The sequence below is a fragment of the Ferruginibacter sp. genome (assembly GCF_031391665.1).
GTDB lineage: Bacteria > Bacteroidota > Bacteroidia > Chitinophagales > Chitinophagaceae > Ferruginibacter.
Genome location: NZ_JANMUN010000139.1, coordinates 1 through 20,999, shown reverse-complemented (window position 1 = coordinate 20,999; position 20,999 = coordinate 1). Strand labels below are relative to the sequence as shown.

The window sequence follows — 20,999 nt, the reverse complement described above, 5'->3', positions numbered from 1 at the left end:
TATACTGCTAATGCAAACTTTATTGCTGCAACTTTGTTATAATAATTTATTTACTTTTCTTAAATAAACAGTAATTGTCCTCATATACATCGGGTGTATATTTATGGTAACCTAAATCATTTTACACTATTAAATGCACTTTAATTTTAGTTTTTACAGCGCAATACTTTTAATATTTTTTAGCCAGGGTATTATATTTTCTTTTTTATTGCTCAAAAAATCTATTATTTCTTTAAGCCGCCCCAGTAAATGGTTAAGTTTTTTTATATTTTTATGTGCTATTTATTTACTGCCATGGATGCTTGGTTTTGCTGGCTGGTACAGCCTGCAGCCATACCGGGACATTATGTTTTATATTCCCTTTCAACAATTATTTTTAATTGGCCCTGCCATATATTTTTATACCCAAAGCCTGCTTAACCCATCTTTTAAATTTAAACGTAAAGATTGGCTGCACCTGGTTCCTGCCATTTTATACATTACCTACAGGTTAGTCATTTTCGCTACCGATAAAATTATTTTACAGCAATATTACTTTTATGCCAATGGTAAAGATAAAAATCTGGATACCTGGTATCAAATTGCCGGCTTTATTTCAATGCTGATCTACTTTTTGCTGAGCTTAAGATATTATACTATTTATAAAAAAATAATTTTACAAACTTTAAGTTTTGCCGATACCTTACTTTTTAACTGGATAAAAAAATACCTGGTGGCTTTTCTTTTAATGCAGTTTTTGTGGTTAATATTCTTTTTGTTTTACCCGGGCTGGGGGAATTTTAAAGAAAAGTGGTGGTATTATATTTCCTTTTCTTTTTTGATGTACTATGTAGGTATAACCGGCTATACCAATAATATTAAGTCTTTAATCCCTTTCCGTATTTCCGGTATTCAAAATAAGCCCGTTTATCTTTTAGAAAATACAAACGACGAAATTGAATTGACTGACAGTATTGAAATTGAATTAAAAGAACAAAGCGCTGAAACTATTAATCCTCATATAGAAGAATGGAAAACAAAAATTACCAATGCTATTGAAGCGGAAGACCTTTACAAAAACCCTGCACTTACTTTAGTTGCAATTGCAACAGTTTTAAAAACCAATCAAACCGTAATTTCTAAAATGATTAACCAGGGTTTTAAAATGAATTTTAATGATTTTATAAACAATTACAGAATTGAGGCTGTTAAGCAATTGCTTCAAAATGGAGAACACAAAAAGCAAACTTTATTAGGCATTTCAATTGACTGTGGTTTTAATTCTAAAACTACTTTTAACCGGTGTTTTAAAAAGAACACAGGAATGTCGCCAAAAGAATTTATTGAAAATTTGCAAAATATCAGCTAAACTTTATTGTAAATCGAAGTTTATGATAAATAGTTTGTGCCAAATCAAGATTTGGAGCGACGGGCAATGCAGCAAATCTCATTTTTGTTGATATTTTAAAATTAAAATTTATGAAAATTAAAAGCCTCATTTTTTTCACCCTTTTATCGGCACAATCCTTTGCCCAAAACAAAACTGTTTTAAACAATATAGCTGCGGTAGAAAATAATTTAATTCCGTTTGTACCGGTTAAAGGCTTTGCCGGCTGGAACATTTTAGACCGGATGAAATACTATAATGTACCGGGTTTAAGTATTGCAGTTATTAAAGATTATAAAATTGATTGGGCAAAAGGATATGGCCTTGCAGATACTATTAAAAAAAATGCAGTAACCACCGAAACTATGTTTTCGGCAGGCTCCATAAGTAAATTTTTAATGGCCGTAACTGCTTTAAAAATGGTGGAGAACGGACAAATAGCATTAGATAATCCCATAAATAATTATTTAAGTTCGTGGAAAATTGCTGAAAATGATTTTACAAAAAAAACTCCGGTAACATTAAGAATGTTGTTGAGCCATTCGGCAGGCACTTCACAATCTTCATACTTTGGTTTTGCACCCAATGAGCCTTTGCCAAACATTGCAGAAATTTTAAATGGTGCAAAAATTTCCGGCACAAGGCCGGTGGCAGTAAACAGCGAGCCGAACAAAGAATTTCGTTATTCCGGCGGTGGAAGTATTGTTGCACAACTGGCATTGATGGATGTATCCAAAAAAAGTTTTGCTGAGTTAACCCAAAAAATACTTTTTGATAAATTAGGAATGAAAAACACTACTTTCGAACAACCTGTTCCGGCAAAGTTTGCAAAGCAATCTTCGTGGGCTTATTCATCTGCATCATGGTTTAAAGGCATGCCTTATGTATATCCTCAACAGGCAGCAGCCGGGCTGTACTCAACGCCAACAGATATCGCAAAATTTTTTATTGATGTACAAAAATCTTATCTGGGTAAAGGAAAAATACTGAGCCGGGCAACCACTCAAAAAATGCTAACACCGCAACAAAATGTTTCTGATGGTGCTTATAAAGAACAAATTGGTATTGGCCCATTTTTAATTCAGCAAACTAATAACAAAGATGCCAATGGTATTTATTTTGAATTTACAGGTGTAAATGCTGGTTTTTTAGCTTATGGAATTGCAAGTGTGCAGAATGGAAATGGTGTTGTAATAATGCTTAACTCCGGCGATGATGTAAATGGGCTTGGTAAAGAGTTGAGAAGATCAGTTGCAAAAGTGTATAACTGGACCAATTTTTTACCAAAAGAAATTGTGCCTGTTAGTTTAACAGATGCCGAATTGGATAAATTTACCGGACGATACAGAATGGCAACAAATGAAGTGCTTTACCTGAGAAGAGAAAAAAAATATTTGGTAGAAAATATTAACGAAGGCAACGACATCTATTGTTTTCCTGTTACAAAAGACACGATTGTTTTTACCGATTACAATATTAAAGGTGGTTTTAAAAGAAATGAAAATGGTGAAGTAATTTCATTACAAAATGTTTACCAGGATAAGCCAATGCCTAAAATGAAAGATGATGAATTTTCGCCGGGAGAATATTTAAAAATGAAAAAATATATTGAGGCCAAAAACGCTTTTAGAGAAATGAAAATGAATGAATATCAAATTACCTACCTGGCTTACGATTTACTAAATAAAAAAACATTTAACCCCGATGCTGCAAAAACAATTTTAGAACTGGCGCAAGAGCAACATCCCAATGCTTCAATAGTTTACAGCAGATGGGGCGACTTTTATTTGAAAATTAATGATAAAACTAATGCTGTAAAAAGTTATCAAAAAGCAATAGTGTTAGACCCAACCGATCAACAGATAAAAGACATTTTAAATGGCTTAATTAAATAGTTGAAATAAAAAATACATTTTACTTTTTTTCCGGGAAGAAACAAAACAGGTTTTTGTATTAAGTAACAATGATTGTATATTTATGCAGCGTCAATATTTTTTTTGTTATCCGCATGTATAAATGTTTTAAGTCCTGCAAAATAAAATTTAAAAGATGAAAAACTTACTGGTTATATTCCTCTTCTTAATTTCAATCACCATTAATGCACAGGAATTAAGCACTGCATTTGATGGACATAAGTGGGAAGCTCCATATAATTTACCGATACCAAAAGACTGGACAATTGAACGGTTCCTTATACCCATTAGTTTTGCAAAACAAATTCCTTATAAAGGTGTTGAAGATATTAGATTTACTCCCGGATGGGCTAAAGCAAAAAGCGACGAATACTGGACCTATGCATTTTTGTGGTGGCTGGATGATAACCCCGAAACAGATGCAAAAATTATTGCAGAAAATTTAAAAGCCTATTATACAGGATTATTTAAAATTAATACCGACAGCACAAAAATACCTGCCGGAAAAATAATTCCTGTAACCACATCATTTAAAGAGGCAACAACAGATAAAGGCGATGTAAAAACTTATACCGGCACAATTGAAATGAATGACTATATGCAACTGAAACCGATAACGCTTAATTGCATTGCACACTTAAAATTTTGTGAGGAAGATAATAAAACCATATTATTTTACGAATTATCGCCACAACCTTTTACACATAGCATTTGGTTAAGCCTTAACCAGCTATGGCTGGATTTTAAATGTAAAAAATGATGTTGTAAAATTGAGAATAACTGATCTTTAAAAATAAACTACGTTTTCCCTTTTCTGTTAGCAACATACACTCCCAATAAAATAAGTGCTAAACAACCCACCTGTTTCCACCCTACTTTTTCCTGGTAAAATATACCCAGTATTATAGCAACAACAGGAATGCCATAAGTAACCATAGAAGCAAAAATGGCACCGGCTCGTTTTACAAGCATATAAAAAATTATAGACGCAATGGCCGTACCAAAAATACCCAGCATAGCAGCAGCGCCTGTTGATAACAAAACACTTCGGTCGGTTAAAGGCAAATTAAAATAACCAGTAAAAATAAGTACCAGCAATGCAGGTATTGCATTAAGTGTAAGCGCCACCGCAGCAATTTGTAAAGAACCGATATTGCTCAAATGCCGGTGTACCATATTTACATTAAGGCCGTAAAAAATGGTGGCCAGCACTACAAAAGATATATACATTAAATTCTGGCTTTCCTGCATATTGCCTTTGCTGAATAATAATAAAATACTGCCCGTAAATGAAATAATTATTCCAAAAATTTTATTGGGAGTTGCTTTGCTGTTGAAAAATAAAGCGCCGGTAATTATTACAAAAATCGGCGTAAGCGAATTAAGGGTACCCGCCAATGCACTATCAATACCCTGCTCGGCAATACAAAATAAATACGCAGGTAACAGGCTGCCCAGCACGCCACTCATAAAAATAATAAACAGTTTATCCTTAGGTATTTTATTAAAATATTTTATTGCAGTGGGCAATAGTACAATACCCGAAAAAACAATTCGCAGTGATGCCACCTGGTAAGCCGATAAAGCCACCAATCCTTCTTTCATTAAAACAAAACTGCTGCCCCATATAATAGAAAGCACAATAAAAATAAACCAATTTAAAAATCCCTGTTTCAACTTTTTCTAAATTTTTTGAACCGCAAAGGTTTGCAATTTAAATGAAAGCGCCATAAAAGATATTTTCATTGTGTATTTTATACATTTTTAAAAAAAGTATGCAAATAATTTGCCTTAGCCTTTTTAAACTATACTTTTGGTGCAACCTTACTTTACAAAAGACCGACTTAACTTTTTTTAACCTAAAAACTTTCACTTATGGGATTTATTAAAGAATTTAAAGAGTTTGCCATGAAAGGCAGCTTAGTTGACATTGCAGTTGCTTTTGTAATGGGCGGCGCTTTTGGAAAAGTAATTTCTTCTTTTACGGAAGGGATTGTTTCGCCTTTGATTGGTATGATTGGCGGAGCTGATTTAACCAAAAATGTATGGATACTTAAAGAAGCTGTAACGGACGCTGCTGGCAAAGTAACTACCGAAGCTGTTGCTGTAAAGTATGGCGACTTTTTAACCGCTATTATTAATTTTATCATTGTTGCTTTTGTTATGTTCCTGGTTATAAAAGGAATTAATAGTATGAAGAAAAAACAAGAGGAAGCTCCTGCTGCACCATCATCAACCGATGCGTTGTTAATGGAAATAAGAGATTCTTTAAAAAAATAATTTAGCAGATTAATTTAATTAAATAAAAAGTACACCGAATAAAATTGGTGTACTTTTTATTTAACAGGCAACCATAAATCTGCAATTTCTGTCTTCCTTAAAATTTTAACTTTTAAAACCAAAAGAAACTAACATGAAATCGAGAATTTATTTATTAGCCCTGGCCCTGGTATCTTTTACTGCTTTGCATGCACAAACTTCTGCAGATATAGCTAATGCTGCAAAAGCAAGTTTATCTGCAAAACAAGACAAAGCGGATACATTAGATGGATGGCATAAAGGTGGTACAATTGCCATAAACCTGAGCGAAGCAGGGCAAAATGATTACTGGTCGCAGGTTAAGGGAGGTAACACTGCACAAATTGGTATTAAAGGAATTATAGATTATCATTTTAATAAAAAAAATGGTAAAATCAATTGGCTAAATTCATTTAGAGGAAGATATGGCGGTGCCAGTTCCACTACCTATACAGCGGCAACAACTACAACGCCTGCTATAAAAACCAAAATTCCATTTTTAAAAAATGACGATTATTTAAACTTTACCTCCATTTATGGCAAAGAGTTTAGAAAAAATTGGAGTTATGCAGCATTTTTTAGTTTAGAAAGTCAGTTTGATCATTTTATGAATCCCGGATATATTAAATTTGGTCCTTCTTTTTTGTATAAGCCAAATAACCATTTTAATTTGATATTGTCTCCTGCAATGGCCAATATTACTACCAAAATGACAAAGAGTTTTAAAAATAAAGATGCCTTTGGTGTAGAAGCTGGTAAAACTGTAAAATTTGGTTTAGGTGCATTTGCCCAAGCCACTTTAAACTACGATTTAACAAAAGGGGTAAACTACAAATCTGTAGCAACTGCATATTCAAATTATTTGCAAAACCCGGGTAACGTAATTTTAGACTGGAGTAACCTTTTTACATTTACTGTAAATAAATACATTGGTGCCACGGTAACCTTTAACACACGTTACAACGATTTAGAAGTAAAACATTTACAAACTCAGCACGGCATTGGTGTTGGATTAAACTATGCCCTTTAATTTATATAGATGCAGGCAAGTTTTTAACAAAATTCTCCACATTGCCTGATGCTGTTAAAATAGAATATCGTTTTTCTTAAGTAATTAGATACATTTGCTCCTCCCGTTAAAAATGGGAGGAGTTTTTTTTAATTATACAATTTTAAAAAAGTGAACGCACCATCTTACCAGATAAAATTAGATGAATTTGAAGGCCCGTTTGATCTGTTACTATTTTTTATAGAAAGAGATGAACTGGATATTTACAATATTCCCATCACAAAACTCACCAACGATTTTTTAGCTTTTATTCATGAAGGTGAAAAATTGAATATTGAATTAAGCAGTGAGTTTATTTTATTCATCAGCACGCTGATGCGTATTAAAGCAAAAATGCTTTTGCCCCGTAAAGAGCTGGATGCCCAGGGCAACGAAATTGATCCCCGGCAGGAACTGGTTAACAAAATACTGGAGTATAAAAAGTTTAAAGAAGCCGCTGCACAAATGGCCGAAATGGAACAGGTGCGTATGATGATTGTAAAACGTGGCAATGCACATAAAGAGATTGCACAAATTGGTGAAGAAGCCGGAGAAGGAACCGAAATACAGGCCGTTACTCTTTTTAAATTAATGAAGGCTTTTGAAAAAGTGGTGCAAAAATTACAGGAGCGTAACAACAAACCTGTACACACAGTAGTGCAATATAATTACACCATGGAAGGCAGCAGGGAATATATGCTTACTGTTTGCAGCAAAGAAAAAACACTCTCGTTCGAAAAAATATTTGAGGTTTGCGAAAATCGTATTCATGCCATCTTTCTTTTTTTAAATATGCTGGAGCTGGTGCAGGCAAAATATATTGGCATTTTAATTGGCGAAGGACGAAACAATTTTATTATAGAGTGGAATGAAAACCGGGAGGAAGAAATTGTAGGGCTGTTACCCGGCGAAGAACAATTGAATTAACTTTCTTATCCCCTTTTACCGAGGGGATTTTTTTTGCTATTTTGTCAGTTGTGTTTGCTTTACAAACGATATTTATTGCCACAGCGGCACAAACCTGTCCCGATTTTTCGGGAAACACAGAATAACAATGGAAATAATGAAATGGCATTCTATTTGATGTTTAAACATTAAATTTATTAAAATGAAGACAATATTATTTAATGCTGCCGTCAGGGGCTCTGCTGATTATGGTTGGTTAAAACCCAATTATTATTTTAGTTTTAGTGATTACCGCAATCCCGAAAAAGTACATTTTGGATTGTTAAGGGTTTTAAATGATGATTTTATTGGTGGTGGCGGAGCCTTCCCCACTCATCCGCATGATAACATGGAAATAATTACTATTCCGTTTAGTGGTGCATTACAACATAAAGACAGCACTGGCGGGCAAGGAATTATTAAAGCTGGCGATGTACAAATTATGAGTGCAGGTACGGGTGTACAACATTCTGAAGCCAATGCATCTGCAACAGACCCGGTAACTTTATTCCAGGTATGGGTTTTTCCTAAAGAAAGAAATATAAAACCACGTTACGATCAACGCAATTTTGATATTGCAGAAAGAGTAAACAAATGGCAAACCATTGTATCGCCTCTTGAGGCTGATAAAGCATTATGGATTAACCAGGATGCAAAATTTTCTCTTACTAAATTAGAAGCCGGAAAAACTTTGGATTACAATAATGCATTTAAAGGCAACGGTGTTTTTTTAGTGGCAATAAATGGCGCCGTAAAAGTGGGTGATATAAATTTAAACAAAAGAGATGCAGTGGGTATTTCGGGAGCAGATAATTTTACCATTACTGCAACTGAAGATGCAGAGCTACTGGCTATTGAAGTGCCGATGAATTAATTTTATTTGCCCGCTAACCTGCCTGCCGGTAGGCAAGTACCGCAAACTTCGCAGAAAAATCTGAGGTATCGGAGAAGTTGGCGGGCAAATTTTAATAATAGATATTCAGCAGTATTGGTTGTGCTGATTGGTCAATATATTTTTTGAGTTCCGTTAAAAAAGCGGGTGCTACTGTTGGGCAGCCCCAGCTTTCGCAAATATTTAAAGGCGCCACTTCTTCGTTGGGTACACAGGCATGTGAGTGCAGTACAACAAAACGATTATAAGCATTGCTGTTAGTATTATCAAGTCCGTGTAATTTAAAAGCAAGGCCAAATTTACCAGTGTAAGCATTGCCAATTTTATATTTTCCTACAGAGGTACATAAACTGTTGGGTGTATTGGAGAATTGAATGGCGTCTGCAGTTGTTTTTCCGCCGCCATGAGTTACAAGTCCCGACAACTCCACTGAATCTTTTTTTAAATTATACACGAAGAAGCGTTTTTTACCCGATTCAATTTTCATATCTACCATAAAACAATACCGGTTGTTGAAATGATTTTGTTTTGCATATAAAGCCATATCATCTGCCTTTTGCTTCAATCTTAGCAAAGCATTTTTTTCTATTTCATCTTTTTTTACTTTAAAAGAAACCGCTGAAGTAGTGGGGTTGAATTTTGGTTTGTACCCCCGAAACAATCGGGGCAGGCATAAAAAGTAAGCTAATGCAGAAAGGCTGGCCAACACCAGCAATACTGTTGCAACAGTTTTAAATATAAATTTCATGGAAGTTTTATTAAGGCGTAGATGCCTAACGAAACTGTTTCCACAAAATTTTTTATGGTGTGTTAAAGAAAATAAAATTAATCAACCGCAAAGGCAAATAAAGAATAAGATTGATCCATGTTGCCCATTGCCATCATTACAAATGCATATTCGCCTTTGGGCAGCGATGATTTATCTACTATCATTTGGTAATAATTATCTTTTACTTTTTTTATACTAAGGGTATACTTAGTAGTTGTTTTTTTTGATTTGCCCATCAAGCCCATAGACTGCAGTAAAATTTTTCGTTTGCCTTTACCCGGGTCCATACTGTACAGCGAAATACTTTGTGTTGGATCCATCATGGAACCCATTGGGTTCTGCATCATAGCGGGGTCCATGCCATTTGCCTTCATTATCGAATCGGCCTGCGGCGATGATTTTGCAGCTCCCCCAGCTTCGCCATTATAAAAAATAAACACCAGGTTGTTACCCCTTGTCAGTCTTACTGGCGACTTTTCACCATCCATTTCATAACCCTGATCCATGCCGCCCATTCCCATCATTTTCACTTTCATTTCCTGTTTGGAACTTCCTTTCTCCAGCCGCAACAGTGTTGTTGTACTGTCTTTTTTCAGCAAACAAATTTCATTACTGTATTCAGGAACGGGATAATCTGATGCAGTATTTTGTGCCACTAAAAAAATACTGCTCAGCAGTAAGCAACTTCCTGATAAAAATATTTTTTTCATTATAAATAATTTATACAATTTTAGTTACTTTTTTTATTTGCCGATTTACCAAAACGCCATCCTAAAAAAACCTGTACTACATTATTCTTTGCATCTTCGCTGGTGAAAGAAGGTGCCTGCATACTTTGAATATCTTTATACACTTTGGCTAAACTTACATTATATCTTGCGCCAATAACCAATCCCAATACCGGATGCACTTCGGCACCTACCGCATAACCATAATCTATGCGGTTGTATAAATTCATTATATTGTTGTAAGAGCCTGAGGAGCCGCCGCTGTTTTTTGTACTGTCGGCCTGAGCACTTACCAAATAGGCAGTTTGTGCACCAAACAGTATCGAAACATATTTGGTAATATTAATGGATGCCAATTGGCCCATTTGTATATAATCCATATTTACATTGCCCGTGTTATTGCTGGTTTTATAATCGTAGCCCTGGCGGCTAAAAACTAATTCGGTTCGGGAGCTGAGGATTTTTTTGGATGGAGGCGCTAAAAATAAGCCCACATTAAAACCCGATTTGTTACTGCTGTTAATAGATGACGCATTGCTTACTTTAGCAAAGTTTACACCTGCTTTTATTCCAAATTGTGCAAGGGCAAAAAAGGGAGTAATCATAATAATAGAAAATAGAATCTTTTTCATATCAGTTGTTTTAATTTCTTTTTAAAAATATTTTTTGAATGTGCAAATAACCCTCAACACACAGTTAATGGCTAACTGCTCATAGCTCACGGCTCAAAGCTTAAAGCTTTCCTAATCGCTGCTCTTCCAGTCTATACCAAAAGCAAAAACAGTAAACTCTTTCAGTTCCATATTTTTTACCCATACAAATCCATATTCACCCGCTTCTAATTGTTCGGGTAACTGCACCTGGTAGTTATCTTTACTAATCATTTTTACACTAAAGCTCATCAGCTTTCCTTTTGCTTCGTCCTTATCGGTAAGCAATCCTTCTTTAGCAGTAATGGTAACTTCCCTTTTTTGCTCCACCGGAACAAACTGGTAGAGTTTAATGTAAGAGGTAAGGTCAATTACATCGCCGCTTGTCTTTATAAAAAAAACAATATCTTTTTTTGTAACAAAACGTATTTTAGATGAAGTGGCATCCATACTTAAAAATTGTTTGGCGCCTTTCAATCCAAGTGTTTTCTTTTTTGTCACCATTAATGCATTGGCATTTTCTAACTTAATTAATTTGTTACCGTCTTTATCAAAATAATAAGGCTGATTAATATACTCGGGTGTGGGTAAAACTATTTCTTGTATTACTGCTGGTTTTGCAATTGGTTTTGGTGCCGGTTTTTTTGCAATTTTATTTTGATGTTTTACAATAATGGTATCGTACTTTGCCCCTTTTTTTACAGTCCTGTTCTGCCCTTGCACAGGTGCAGCAGCGCACAAGGCAATAATAAAAAGCAGCGGCGCAAAACATAAACTCTTTTTCATCAGTATATTTTTAATTAATTAAACTTACCCGATTACCGGTAATGTAACAATAGAACAAAAGTTAGTCGTAAATAGAAATTTTATACATTAAAAGTAAGGAGATGACGCTCCCGTACTGTCACCCGAAACAGTGATTCTGATTGCTGCAGTGATAATCACCTGAAAAAGGGAGCACTGTTTATTCTTCCCTTACTTTTTTCACCGATATTTTATAATAAATTTCCCTTACTCCAGGTGGGCTTTCTAAAATAATCTGTTCTTCGTCTTTAGCAATAAATTTTATGTACTGTGGCAAAGCAGGCTTGCCATAAAATACCATCATCGCCATTTGTGATAAATCTATTTTGCCGGTAACAGTTTCTCTTGCACTTGGTGGTGGCGGGCAGATAAATTTAAACCGGGTAAGTTCGATAGGGTATGGGATAAAAAATATTTCTACAATGGGGTAAGGCTGACCGGGTGGGTTAGCTGGTGTTATTTTAATTTGCCTTGCGCCTGCCACATGAAAAATACCCGTATTAGAGTTTGGGTTTAGAATTGTTTTCTGGCAATTATCAGTCATTACTTCCATTTGGTTTTTAATATTTATAACAGCCGGTTTATTTTTTTCTAATGATACAATAAAACTGCCTTCGTCCCTGTTGGTAACAATACCACCCCACGCTTGCGGTGAGCCGCCAATTATTGCCGATACCATTTTTACTTCATAAGCATCATCGTAAATGGTAATCTTACTCACTAATTTTGTTACACCATACCTAAAAAGAAAAGAGGCTGAGAACTGTTGTTGAGCAGTTACAGCAACAGGATTTTGTTGCGGAATTTGTGCAGGTGCCTGAAAAATAGCAGAGCCGCTTTGCGAAGCAGAAATAATACCAATAGAACTATTGCCACTTGGAATTCCATTTACACTCCAATTCATATTAGGGTACTCCACTATTCCCAGAGGCAATAGTTCCGCATCATCATCTGTATCATCCCAAAATGCGCCAACTATTTGTAACCTCCGGGTTCCATTAACTTTTACTCTTGCCGAAGCCGGACTAATTTTAGCTTTGCTAAAATTTACATAAGCACTAAAATGGTGTATAGCTGTTGTAAGTGTTTTAGCAAGAGAATCTAAAACAGTTTTGTTTAGTGAAAACCATTTCCCTTTTTCATCCTGCATAGCCATGCCCATCAGTAAGGGCGAGTTGCCTTCTGTGTCATCATCAGTATAATAATAAATGAGTTGAAGCGATTTATTAAAATTAATACCTGATGGTTCCATATCATAAGCCTTTCCATTTCCATTGGGCATTAAATTGGTAGTGGGTTGAATACTGAAGGTTGTTTTTTTTGATACAGCCCCTTCAGGAATTATCAATCTTATTTTTCCATCGGATGAGGTGAAGCTGCCGCCATCTTTTCCTATTTTCATTGTTGTTTTTTCGCCATCGGGTTTTCCTATTGCAGTTATGGCAGGTTTGCTGGCAATATCTTCAGCAATTTTATTTTGTGCAAATACAGTTACTGAAACAAATAAAAAGACAAAACCAATTATTTTTTTCATGATATAATTTTTAAACCGGCATCATTTTTATTTCATTTAATACCGTATTAACCCAGGATAATTATTTGATAACATCCCATCCCTCTCTTCGAAATACTTTCCTTATTTCTTTGTAACCTATTACCCCATGGCTTCATTAATTCGATAAAATTTTTAACTACAGTGGAACTACTTTAACGACGATTGTGGAGGGCCGTATATTGCCTATTGTGATATCAGGGCCGCTGTTTTTAAAAAATACCAGCTTTACTCCATTTGCACCGGGACTAAACACTTGCATGTTTTGATTAAACAGGGCAAGAGGATTTTCACCCGTAGAAATTGTCTGATTGGTTAAGCCACAGGTAAGTTTATATCTTCCAGCTATATCGAGTATGCCACCTCCACCTGTAGGTTCCATTGAAATGGAAAGATCCGCAACATTGCAACCAGCAAAATTGGCTGTTGATACAGTTGCGGTTACTGAAAGGGTTATAATAGAAGTAACCGCAACATTAACCGGCACTACAACCTCCAAATCAGGTGACGCATTTGTGAGGATAGTAGAAGGAATAGCGGCACGATAATATTGTGTTTTGCCTGATGAAGTAATCCAGGTGGGTGCTGTTGCGGAACCATTTGATTGAAGCACTTGCCCTGCCAGGCCCTCGCTGCCATTTATTTTTAATGCCCCGGTTTGTGTGTTCATACCAAACTTCCACCCGGCAGCACCTCCATAAAAACCAACATAACTATCATTCTCCAGACCGATAAAGGCAGCAAAGTTGGTATTATCTGTTTTGTTCAGCCAGGTACCTGCTTCACCATCATTACCCGTCCTTATTCTTATTCTTCCCCCAACATCTGCCCTGAAGGCAGGATCAGCTACACCTAATCCAATGTTACCATTCCCTTTTATACGCATCCTTTCTGTAAAAGAGGTGCTGCTGCCATACCCAAAGGCGATATCATCGACAGAAGTTTTAGAAAACATTTGAAGCAACCCGCTCTGAATGCCAAAACCATAATGTGTAGGTGTGCCATCAGTCCATAAAGAAATTTTATCGCCAAGGTTGCCGTTTAAAGAAAGCGGTACAAGGGGATTTGTTAATCCAATACCAACATTGCCACTTCGTAACACCGTCATTGCATTACCCGGAAAAAAACCAAAGCCATTTCCTATTTGAAAGATTCTATCTGTTGAACCTGGGTTGAATGGATCGGGGTTATCGGTATTGTCATTTAGCGATCCGATACTTAAAGAACCAAATGCTTTGGCTGTTGTTTGATTACCCAACGCTGTTGATGCCACCCCGCTTGCAACAGAAAAAAATCCTAAAGCAGAAGAATAACCCTGACTGGCCGTAGTGCCAAAACCAGTAGCCATGGAATAAGTTCCGATGTTGGCGTTATCCCATTGGGCACCATTTACATAACCAGCCCGAAAAGCCGCTTTAACCGGATACCAAAACATTCTTCTTCCCGGGCCTTCCTGAGGCAATATCCCCTGAATGCCCGGTATATCTCCGGCTGCTGAGAATAATACACTGCTATCGGCCAAGTGTAACCCTGCTAAAGGGTTAATTGTTGAAATGCCCAACCTGCCTTTGAAATATCCATTACCTGTAAGAAAGTTGGTATAGAAAACAGGGTTGCCCAATGCGTTGCGATATTCTAGCTGTCCACTAATGCCTCCGCTGTTGTTGTAATACAATCCATCGGCGGCAGCCGAATGTTGCATCAGGTACTGGCTCACCGGTACATATAAATTAGAATTCTTCCATTCAATTTTTCCACTGATGGAATCGTAGGTTGTAAAATGTATAGCACCACCAAAACGTTGATTGCCTTTTACATCCAGGGTGGCTTGAGGAGTAGCAGTGCCGATGCCTACATTTTGTGCATCAACAAAAACTGTTACAACAATTGAGCATAGTAACAACAAAATTTTTTTCATAGTAGTTTTATAAAATGATTTGAGATTATTGTTTAATTAAATCATTAACCAGTTTTTTAAAATCATCAAAAAAAAATTATACTATTTTGTTGAAATGATTTTTAAATGTTGTTTAAATATTTTTTTAAAACCGCCTGATGGCTCTAACCCTGTTAAGATTTGATTTGGATTCAACCGTGTTATTAGTTGATCCAAAATTTACTGCCCACGCTGTGCCCGGCGCCACTTCTGTAGAACTCCAGTATAAGGCATTTGCAAAAGGAAATATGGCAACTTGTGTAACTACGGCACTTTGTGTACGCAATTTTATAAGTTCTGTTAATGAGGGTAAATACCAATCTCCGTATGGCGTATCTAAACTTCCCCCCAGCCATCTTGCACATTGTGCTGCGGCTATATCACCTGTTAGAATATCATGCCGGGCTAATATGCTGTCAGTATTTAATTGCCCAATATAAATTCCGTCTTTACGTATCCTGTTCGTAAAAATAAATGGTCCGTTAGTCCACCATTTTACACCGGGGCCACCTGTTAAAATATCCTGGTCGATTGTTGAACAAACCAACCCATGCTGCCCGCTTTCATCTAACCAAAATACAACACCGCCCTGTGTAGCCTGGCCAATAAAATAGGAAGTATTATTAATTTCAGTCCACTGCGGCACACCTGCGCCATTGTTAACCAAAGCCTGGCCCGGTAAACCTGTGTTTCCGTTTACAGCTAATGCGCCATTTGGTTTAACTGCAAATGTTTCATTAAAAGTTCCACCTGCATCATAACCTATTGCCACATCTGCATTAGGATTATCTGAATAAATTTGCAAGCGGTTACCACTAACGCCAAAGCCTACGTCGCCGGTAGCACCGGGATAGAGTGTAATCTTTTTACCCAATGCCGGCGGAAAACTTAAGGGAGCATTGGGTGCATTATTACCAATACCGAGGTAACCATTTTGATCCAATACCATCTTTGTACTGTTGCCGTTTGTTCTAAACTGTAAACCGTTAAGCGTTCCAGCATTATTGTAAACAATACCGCCACTGGCCGCATTAGAAGCCTTACCAAACAGCAATGCAGTTTCATTTGCATTTGGGCTTAGTAAATTGATGTAAGTATTACCATTGCCTTCTACTGCTAAAGGTGAGAATGGGGAGGTATTACCTGAAGCTCCCTGGGATACATGAAGTTTTGCCAATGGTACGGTGGTGCCAATACCTACGTTTTGTGCAAAACAATTTTGCGAAAAGAAAATGAGTACAATAATTTTTATACTTTTTTTCATGAAATAATTTGTTTGATTATTGTTTTATAAATTTTCCTTTCTGTACTCTTTCGCCATCAGTTACCTGAATAAAATACATACCGGGTTCCAATTGTTTTAGATCTACTATAATGGGCAATTCATTTTTTTTACTTTGCTGTTGTATCAATCTTCCCTGCACATCGTATATGCTGATGGTTACCGTTTCTTTTTTACCCGGATAAATAATATTGATGAAATTGTTTACAGGATTTGGAGATAGAGAAAACACTAACTGGCTTATATCATTTACAATTTTTATTACCGGCGAATAAGTAAACCTGCCATCTTTATCTGTTTGTTTAAGGCGGTAATAGTTTATTCCTGAAAGCGGTTGCAAATCTGTAAAAGTATAGTCATTTCTTCCGCTGTTGTTAGTGGCAGCCGCTATCCCTGTTGTAGAAAAAGCTATTGCATTGGCGCTTCTTTCAATTTCAAAATGCGATGTATTGATTTCGTTTTCGGTTATCCAGTTTAATTGAACAGTACTGTTTATTTTTTTACCCGAAAAAGAAAGTAAAAGTAATGGCACAGCACTGCCTTTTACAAATGGAATTATTGATGTAATACTCCAGTCGTCTTTTGAGCGGATGTAAAAAACATGGTTCCCGTTAGGCAATGCAGTAACGTCTGCAGAAAAATTAAGGTTAGCAATATCAACGCTGGGGATAATAGTGATGGGGCTTCCATTTCCAAAACCCGGATCGGTATCAAAGAAATATTCCGCTACTGTTATATTGCCCGGTGCTGCAGGGGCTGCAGGATATGCAGGGTCGGCATCATAAACAAACTCTCCTAAATTGGTAATGCACCACCCTCCTTCTGCGTTTAATGTTCGCAAATAAATGCGGTGTGTGCCATTACTGAGGCTGGCGGTATTAACTGTTGCAGTTACATTTGAAATATCAATTGCGGCTGTAATAGAAATATTGATACCATTACCAAATCCGGGATCGGCATCAAAAAAATATTCAGCTTTTATAATATTGCCTGGTGCTGGTGGTGCTGGCGGATAAGCAGGATTGATATCTACAATAAATTCTGCCGCATTACTTATGCTCCAGCTGCCCTCTAAATTTAACGTACGCAAATAAATGCGGTGCGTACCGGTACTTAATGCAGCGGTATTTACAGCAGCCAGTACGTTGGGTAAGTTTGTTGCAGCAGTAACCGGTATATCAGTTCCGTTACCAAAACCCGGGTCGGTATCAAAAAAATATTCAGCTTTTATAATATTGCCTGGTGCTGGTGGTGCTGGCGGATAAGCAGGATTGAAATCAACAATAAATTCTTTAAAATTACTAATGCTCCAGTTGCCTTCTACACTTAAAGTACGAAGATAAATGCGGTGTGTACCAACACTAAGTGCAGCCGTATTTACTAATGCCAATACGTTCGGTAAATCTACAGCAGCACTAACGGTAATGTCAACACCGTTACCAAAACCTGGATCGGTATCAAAAAAGTATTCGGCCTTTATAATATTACCTGGTGCTGGTGGTGCAGGCGGATAAGCAGGATTAAAATCAACAATAAATTCTTTAAAATTACTAATACTCCAGTTTCCTTCTGTACTTAAAGTACGAAGATAAATACGGTGTGTGCCAAAACTAAGTGCTGCAGTATTTACAGTTGCCAGTACATTGGGCAAATCTACAGCAGCAACAACAGAAATATTAACACCGTTGCCGAAGCCGGGGTCGGTATCAAAAAAATATTCTGCTTTTACAATATTTCCCGGCGCTGCTGGTGCAGGTGGATAAGCAGGATCCTGCGCAAAAATGCATTGCGCCCCCAGCAACAAACTAAAAAATATAAATAAGTATTTCATAAATAATATTTTGAATTATTAATTAATAATGATTAATTAATAACTACGCTTAATTATTGTTCCGTGTACTAAACGTAATACTCATAGTAGCACTGCCCGAAGGAATACTTGCCGGCACGGTTAACAAATAGATAGATGGCACTGCAGGTATCCCCGATAGTTTGTAAGGGTCGGTACTGCCGTATGCACCGCAGTCGGGTGTTAAAGCACCAATGGTTACTCCGGCTGCTATTGCCGGCGAAGCAGCTTTTAGCTGATACCTTGCATCATTGCTTCCGGTAAGGGTAAATACATTTGCTTCCAGCACGCCTAACTGGTTGGCCACTGCACCACCGGGCAATGTTTGTGTGGCAAAAGAAAAAAGATTATTTTTTACATTAGAATTAGTAAACGTTGCATTGTTAGGGCTAATGATAATGTTATTAGCCACGTAAGCATTGGGACAATTAAAAGTGCCTGCTATTTTTAAAACGTTGTTTCGCACAACGCAGCCAACACCGGTAAAGCTGGTGTAAGAAGTACCAAAGCCTAAGGCATCATCAAAAATACAATTTTCTACCACGCAGTTACTAAGGCTTCCGCCTGTAATAGACGAAGGTGTATTTTTATTAAAACATTTTCTGATAGTTATACCATCATGCGTACCCGCAGCCAAAGCCAACCCGGTAAAATAGCATTTTTCAAACACCAGGTTGTATACTGCAGCACTAACCTGTATGTTTGCGGCATTTAAAAAATGAACACCCAAAAATTTAGAGCCATTGGCCCCGTTAACTATGGTTGGTCCGTTTATCTGGCTTGTATTAATGCCAGCCTGTAACCCTGTATTGCCGCCTGCAGCAGGATCGAGCAGGTAACCTACTCCAATTACTACCAGGCGTTTGTTAATGGTACTTGAGCCATAGCTTGTGGCACTAGGTTCAATATGTATGGTATCCCCCACAAGCACAGATACACTGCTAACTGCTGCAGTAAAAGTGGTAAAATCGGCTACTACGCCAACGTTGTTATTCACCCGCCATATTTTGGCAGCAGCACAAAAAGTGTTAAGCGTAAAAATAACAAGCGCAAGTAAAGTTTTAATGTTTGCCATAAAAAAAGTTTATAAATGATAAAAGAGATTTTGCAAAATAATTTCAAAACTATTCTTGGTGAGGATGGTATGCAATAGAACAAAAGTTATTTTACAAAGCATCCATTATTTCAAAAATAGAAATTACATTACTGCTGCCTGTCACCCGAAACAGTGATTTGCAGTGGATTTGATTAGAATCACCCTAAACTGGTATTTTAAAAGTATTGCTTGCTTTTTTGAGTGAGAATAGCAACCTTTGAAAGATTGAATAATTTAATTTTGATTATGCGGCTCAATAGAAAAATTTTTATTTGCATAACTGCATTCCTGATTTTTTTATCAGTTACAGTGGCGCAAACAAAAACCATTGACAGCCTTTTGTATTTACAAAAAAATGTACGGCAGGACACGGAAAAGATTATGCTTAATTATAAGCTTGCAGAACAATTAAGCACAAACGATGCAGCTGCGGCCAGCAAATATCTTGATGCCGGATATACGCTTGCAAAAACAGTCGGCGATAAATATTATACCGCCAGGTATTATTTTAAAAAAGGAGATCTGCTTTTTGATATAGCAAAATATACTGAATCCCTCAGCTACTACGATTCGGCAACAGCTATATACAATACATTGATAACTGTTGCAAAAACTGCATCATCGCCGTTTGAAAAATACCTTTTTGAAAAAACAGATTGCCTTATTGGCAAAGCCCTTGCATCTGCTAAACTTTATCGTTTTCAGGAATCAACAGCGTACTGCCTGGAAGGGATAGCCGGTATTGAGCATATTAAAAGCAATAAAAAGAATGTGTTATTGGCAACACTGCATGCAGATATTGCCAGTAACTATTACGACCTGGAACAGTTTGAAAATTCTTTACAATATGATAAATTGGGACTTACTTATTTAAACCGCAACGATGATATTGATGTGTATGTAATTGGCCATCTCTTTGTAGCAGATGATTTTAGTGCATTGTCGCAGTTTGATTCATCAGCCGCATATCTTGAAAAAGTGAGACCCATTGTAATGCAGTTACAAAAACCAAATTTAGATGTAAGGTTTTATTACATATTGGGTGGTATTTACCGCAAACAAAAAGAATGGAACAATGCATTAAGCGCTTATCAAAAAGCAAATGAAGCAGCAAAAAAATTAAAAGATGATTTTCAAATAGTAAACAGCCAAGAAGGTCTTGCTGCCTGCTACCTGTACACTGGCAATCTTGCAAAAGCACGAGAACTGGCGTTGGATGTTTTAAATGAATCGGGCAGAATAAATATTCCTCTGGGTAAAGTGCTGGCTTTGCAATTGCTTACAGAAATTGAGGGGAAAGCGGGTAATATTGATAAAGCATTTCAATACCAAACACAATTTATAATGATAAGTGACAGTGTAAAAAAAGAAAAAGTGCAGCGGCAAATGAATGAAACAGAAGTAAAGTATCAAACCGAAAAAAAACAAAAAGAAATACTGTTGTTACAAAAAGACAGGCTTGCGCAATCGCTTTCTATCAAAAAAAAATCAACACTCAATTATTTTTTAATTGGTTCTTTAGCAGCTTTAATGGTTGTTGGATTTTTAGGCTATCGAAATTTTCGCCACCGGCAGCAATTTGCAAAGCAGCAGGATGAATTGCAGCAGCAACGCATACGTGAACTGGAAAAAGATAAACAATTGGTAGCGGTTGATGCTATGCTGCAGGGGCAGGAAGAAGAGCGAAGCCGGTTAGCAAAAGATTTGCATGATGGATTGGGTGGTTTATTATCTGGCGTAAAATTTTCCTTAAGCAATATGAAAGACAATTTAATTATAACACCCGATAACATGACTGTGTTTGAACGGTCATTAGATATGCTGGACACTTCTATAAAAGAACTGCGGCGTGTGGCGCATAATATGATGCC

The 20,999-nt window shown here is 36.7% G+C and carries 18 protein-coding genes; 8 read left to right on the top strand and 10 right to left on the bottom strand.

The window, feature by feature from the left end; genetic code table 11:
- The first annotated feature begins 133 nt into the window (after positions 1-133).
- From ACY651_RS09910 to ACY651_RS09900, 3 genes are all read left to right on the top strand, one after another.
- The gene (locus ACY651_RS09910) at positions 134-1,348 is read left to right on the top strand and encodes a helix-turn-helix domain-containing protein (protein WP_462252213.1); all 1,215 of its coding nucleotides are present in this window, start codon (positions 134-136) and stop codon (positions 1,346-1,348) included.
- Between the two features lie 110 nt (positions 1,349-1,458).
- Entirely contained in the window at positions 1,459-3,261 is a 1,803-nt protein-coding gene (locus ACY651_RS09905; RefSeq protein WP_462252211.1) for a serine hydrolase, read from the top strand.
- Positions 3,262-3,415: 154 nt separating this feature from the next.
- Positions 3,416-4,039 carry a hypothetical protein gene (locus ACY651_RS09900; protein WP_462252209.1) on the top strand — a complete coding sequence of 208 codons (624 nt, stop codon included), beginning with the start codon at positions 3,416-3,418 and terminating at the stop codon, positions 4,037-4,039.
- Between the two features lie 38 nt (positions 4,040-4,077).
- Here the strand turns inward: ACY651_RS09900 and ACY651_RS09895 are convergent, their stop codons facing one another.
- Positions 4,078-4,920 (bottom strand): DMT family transporter, encoded by an 843-nt coding sequence (locus tag ACY651_RS09895; RefSeq protein ID WP_462252207.1) that lies wholly within the window; start codon positions 4,918-4,920, stop codon positions 4,078-4,080.
- A 234-nt stretch (positions 4,921-5,154) separates the two neighbouring features.
- Here ACY651_RS09895 and mscL point away from each other — a divergent pair, with 234 nt between their 5' ends.
- From mscL to ACY651_RS09875, 4 genes are all read left to right on the top strand, one after another.
- Positions 5,155-5,559: a large conductance mechanosensitive channel protein MscL gene (gene mscL, locus ACY651_RS09890; RefSeq protein ID WP_462252205.1), complete on the top strand. Its 405-nt coding sequence runs from the start codon at positions 5,155-5,157 to the stop codon at positions 5,557-5,559.
- Positions 5,560-5,692: 133 nt separating this feature from the next.
- Entirely contained in the window at positions 5,693-6,607 is a 915-nt protein-coding gene (locus ACY651_RS09885; protein WP_462252203.1) for a DUF3078 domain-containing protein, read from the top strand.
- Positions 6,608-6,757: 150 nt separating this feature from the next.
- Complete coding sequence (locus tag ACY651_RS09880) at positions 6,758-7,552, top strand: segregation and condensation protein A (protein WP_462252201.1); 795 nt, start codon at positions 6,758-6,760, stop codon at positions 7,550-7,552.
- A gap of 181 nt (positions 7,553-7,733) precedes the next feature.
- Positions 7,734-8,444: a pirin family protein gene (locus ACY651_RS09875; protein WP_462252199.1), complete on the top strand. Its 711-nt coding sequence runs from the start codon at positions 7,734-7,736 to the stop codon at positions 8,442-8,444.
- Positions 8,445-8,535: 91 nt separating this feature from the next.
- Here ACY651_RS09875 and ACY651_RS09870 read toward each other — a convergent pair whose 3' ends face one another.
- The 9 genes from ACY651_RS09870 to ACY651_RS09830 form a co-directional block, all read right to left on the bottom strand.
- The gene (locus tag ACY651_RS09870) at positions 8,536-9,210 is read right to left on the bottom strand and encodes a murein L,D-transpeptidase catalytic domain-containing protein (RefSeq protein ID WP_462252197.1); all 675 of its coding nucleotides are present in this window, start codon (positions 9,208-9,210) and stop codon (positions 8,536-8,538) included.
- Between the two features lie 77 nt (positions 9,211-9,287).
- A complete protein-coding gene (locus ACY651_RS09865; RefSeq protein WP_462252195.1) occupies positions 9,288-9,941 on the bottom strand; it encodes a hypothetical protein in 654 nt (217 codons plus the stop codon).
- A gap of 20 nt (positions 9,942-9,961) precedes the next feature.
- Complete coding sequence (locus ACY651_RS09860; RefSeq protein WP_462252193.1) at positions 9,962-10,591, bottom strand: outer membrane beta-barrel protein; 630 nt, start codon at positions 10,589-10,591, stop codon at positions 9,962-9,964.
- A gap of 111 nt (positions 10,592-10,702) precedes the next feature.
- On the bottom strand, positions 10,703-11,395 hold the full coding sequence (locus tag ACY651_RS09855) for a hypothetical protein (RefSeq protein WP_462252191.1): 693 nt from the start codon (positions 11,393-11,395) through the stop codon (positions 10,703-10,705).
- 178 nt (positions 11,396-11,573) lie between these two features.
- Entirely contained in the window at positions 11,574-12,947 is a 1,374-nt protein-coding gene (locus ACY651_RS09850) for a hypothetical protein (RefSeq protein WP_462252189.1), read from the bottom strand.
- A gap of 157 nt (positions 12,948-13,104) precedes the next feature.
- Positions 13,105-14,883 (bottom strand): hypothetical protein, encoded by a 1,779-nt coding sequence (locus ACY651_RS09845; protein ID WP_462252187.1) that lies wholly within the window; start codon positions 14,881-14,883, stop codon positions 13,105-13,107.
- A 124-nt stretch (positions 14,884-15,007) separates the two neighbouring features.
- Entirely contained in the window at positions 15,008-16,165 is a 1,158-nt protein-coding gene (locus ACY651_RS09840; RefSeq protein WP_462252185.1) for an Lcl domain-containing protein, read from the bottom strand.
- 16 nt (positions 16,166-16,181) lie between these two features.
- Positions 16,182-18,014, bottom strand: a complete 1,833-nt coding sequence (locus tag ACY651_RS09835; RefSeq protein ID WP_462252183.1) for a T9SS type A sorting domain-containing protein — start codon at positions 18,012-18,014, stop codon at positions 16,182-16,184.
- A 49-nt stretch (positions 18,015-18,063) separates the two neighbouring features.
- Positions 18,064-19,107 carry a hypothetical protein gene (locus ACY651_RS09830; RefSeq protein ID WP_462252181.1) on the bottom strand — a complete coding sequence of 348 codons (1,044 nt, stop codon included), beginning with the start codon at positions 19,105-19,107 and terminating at the stop codon, positions 18,064-18,066.
- Positions 19,108-19,374: 267 nt separating this feature from the next.
- On the opposite strand from ACY651_RS09830, the gene ACY651_RS09825 reads away from it, so the two are divergent.
- Positions 19,375-20,999, top strand: a 1,625-nt coding sequence (locus tag ACY651_RS09825; protein ID WP_462252179.1) for a tetratricopeptide repeat-containing sensor histidine kinase, incomplete at its 3' end; no start/stop codon positions are given.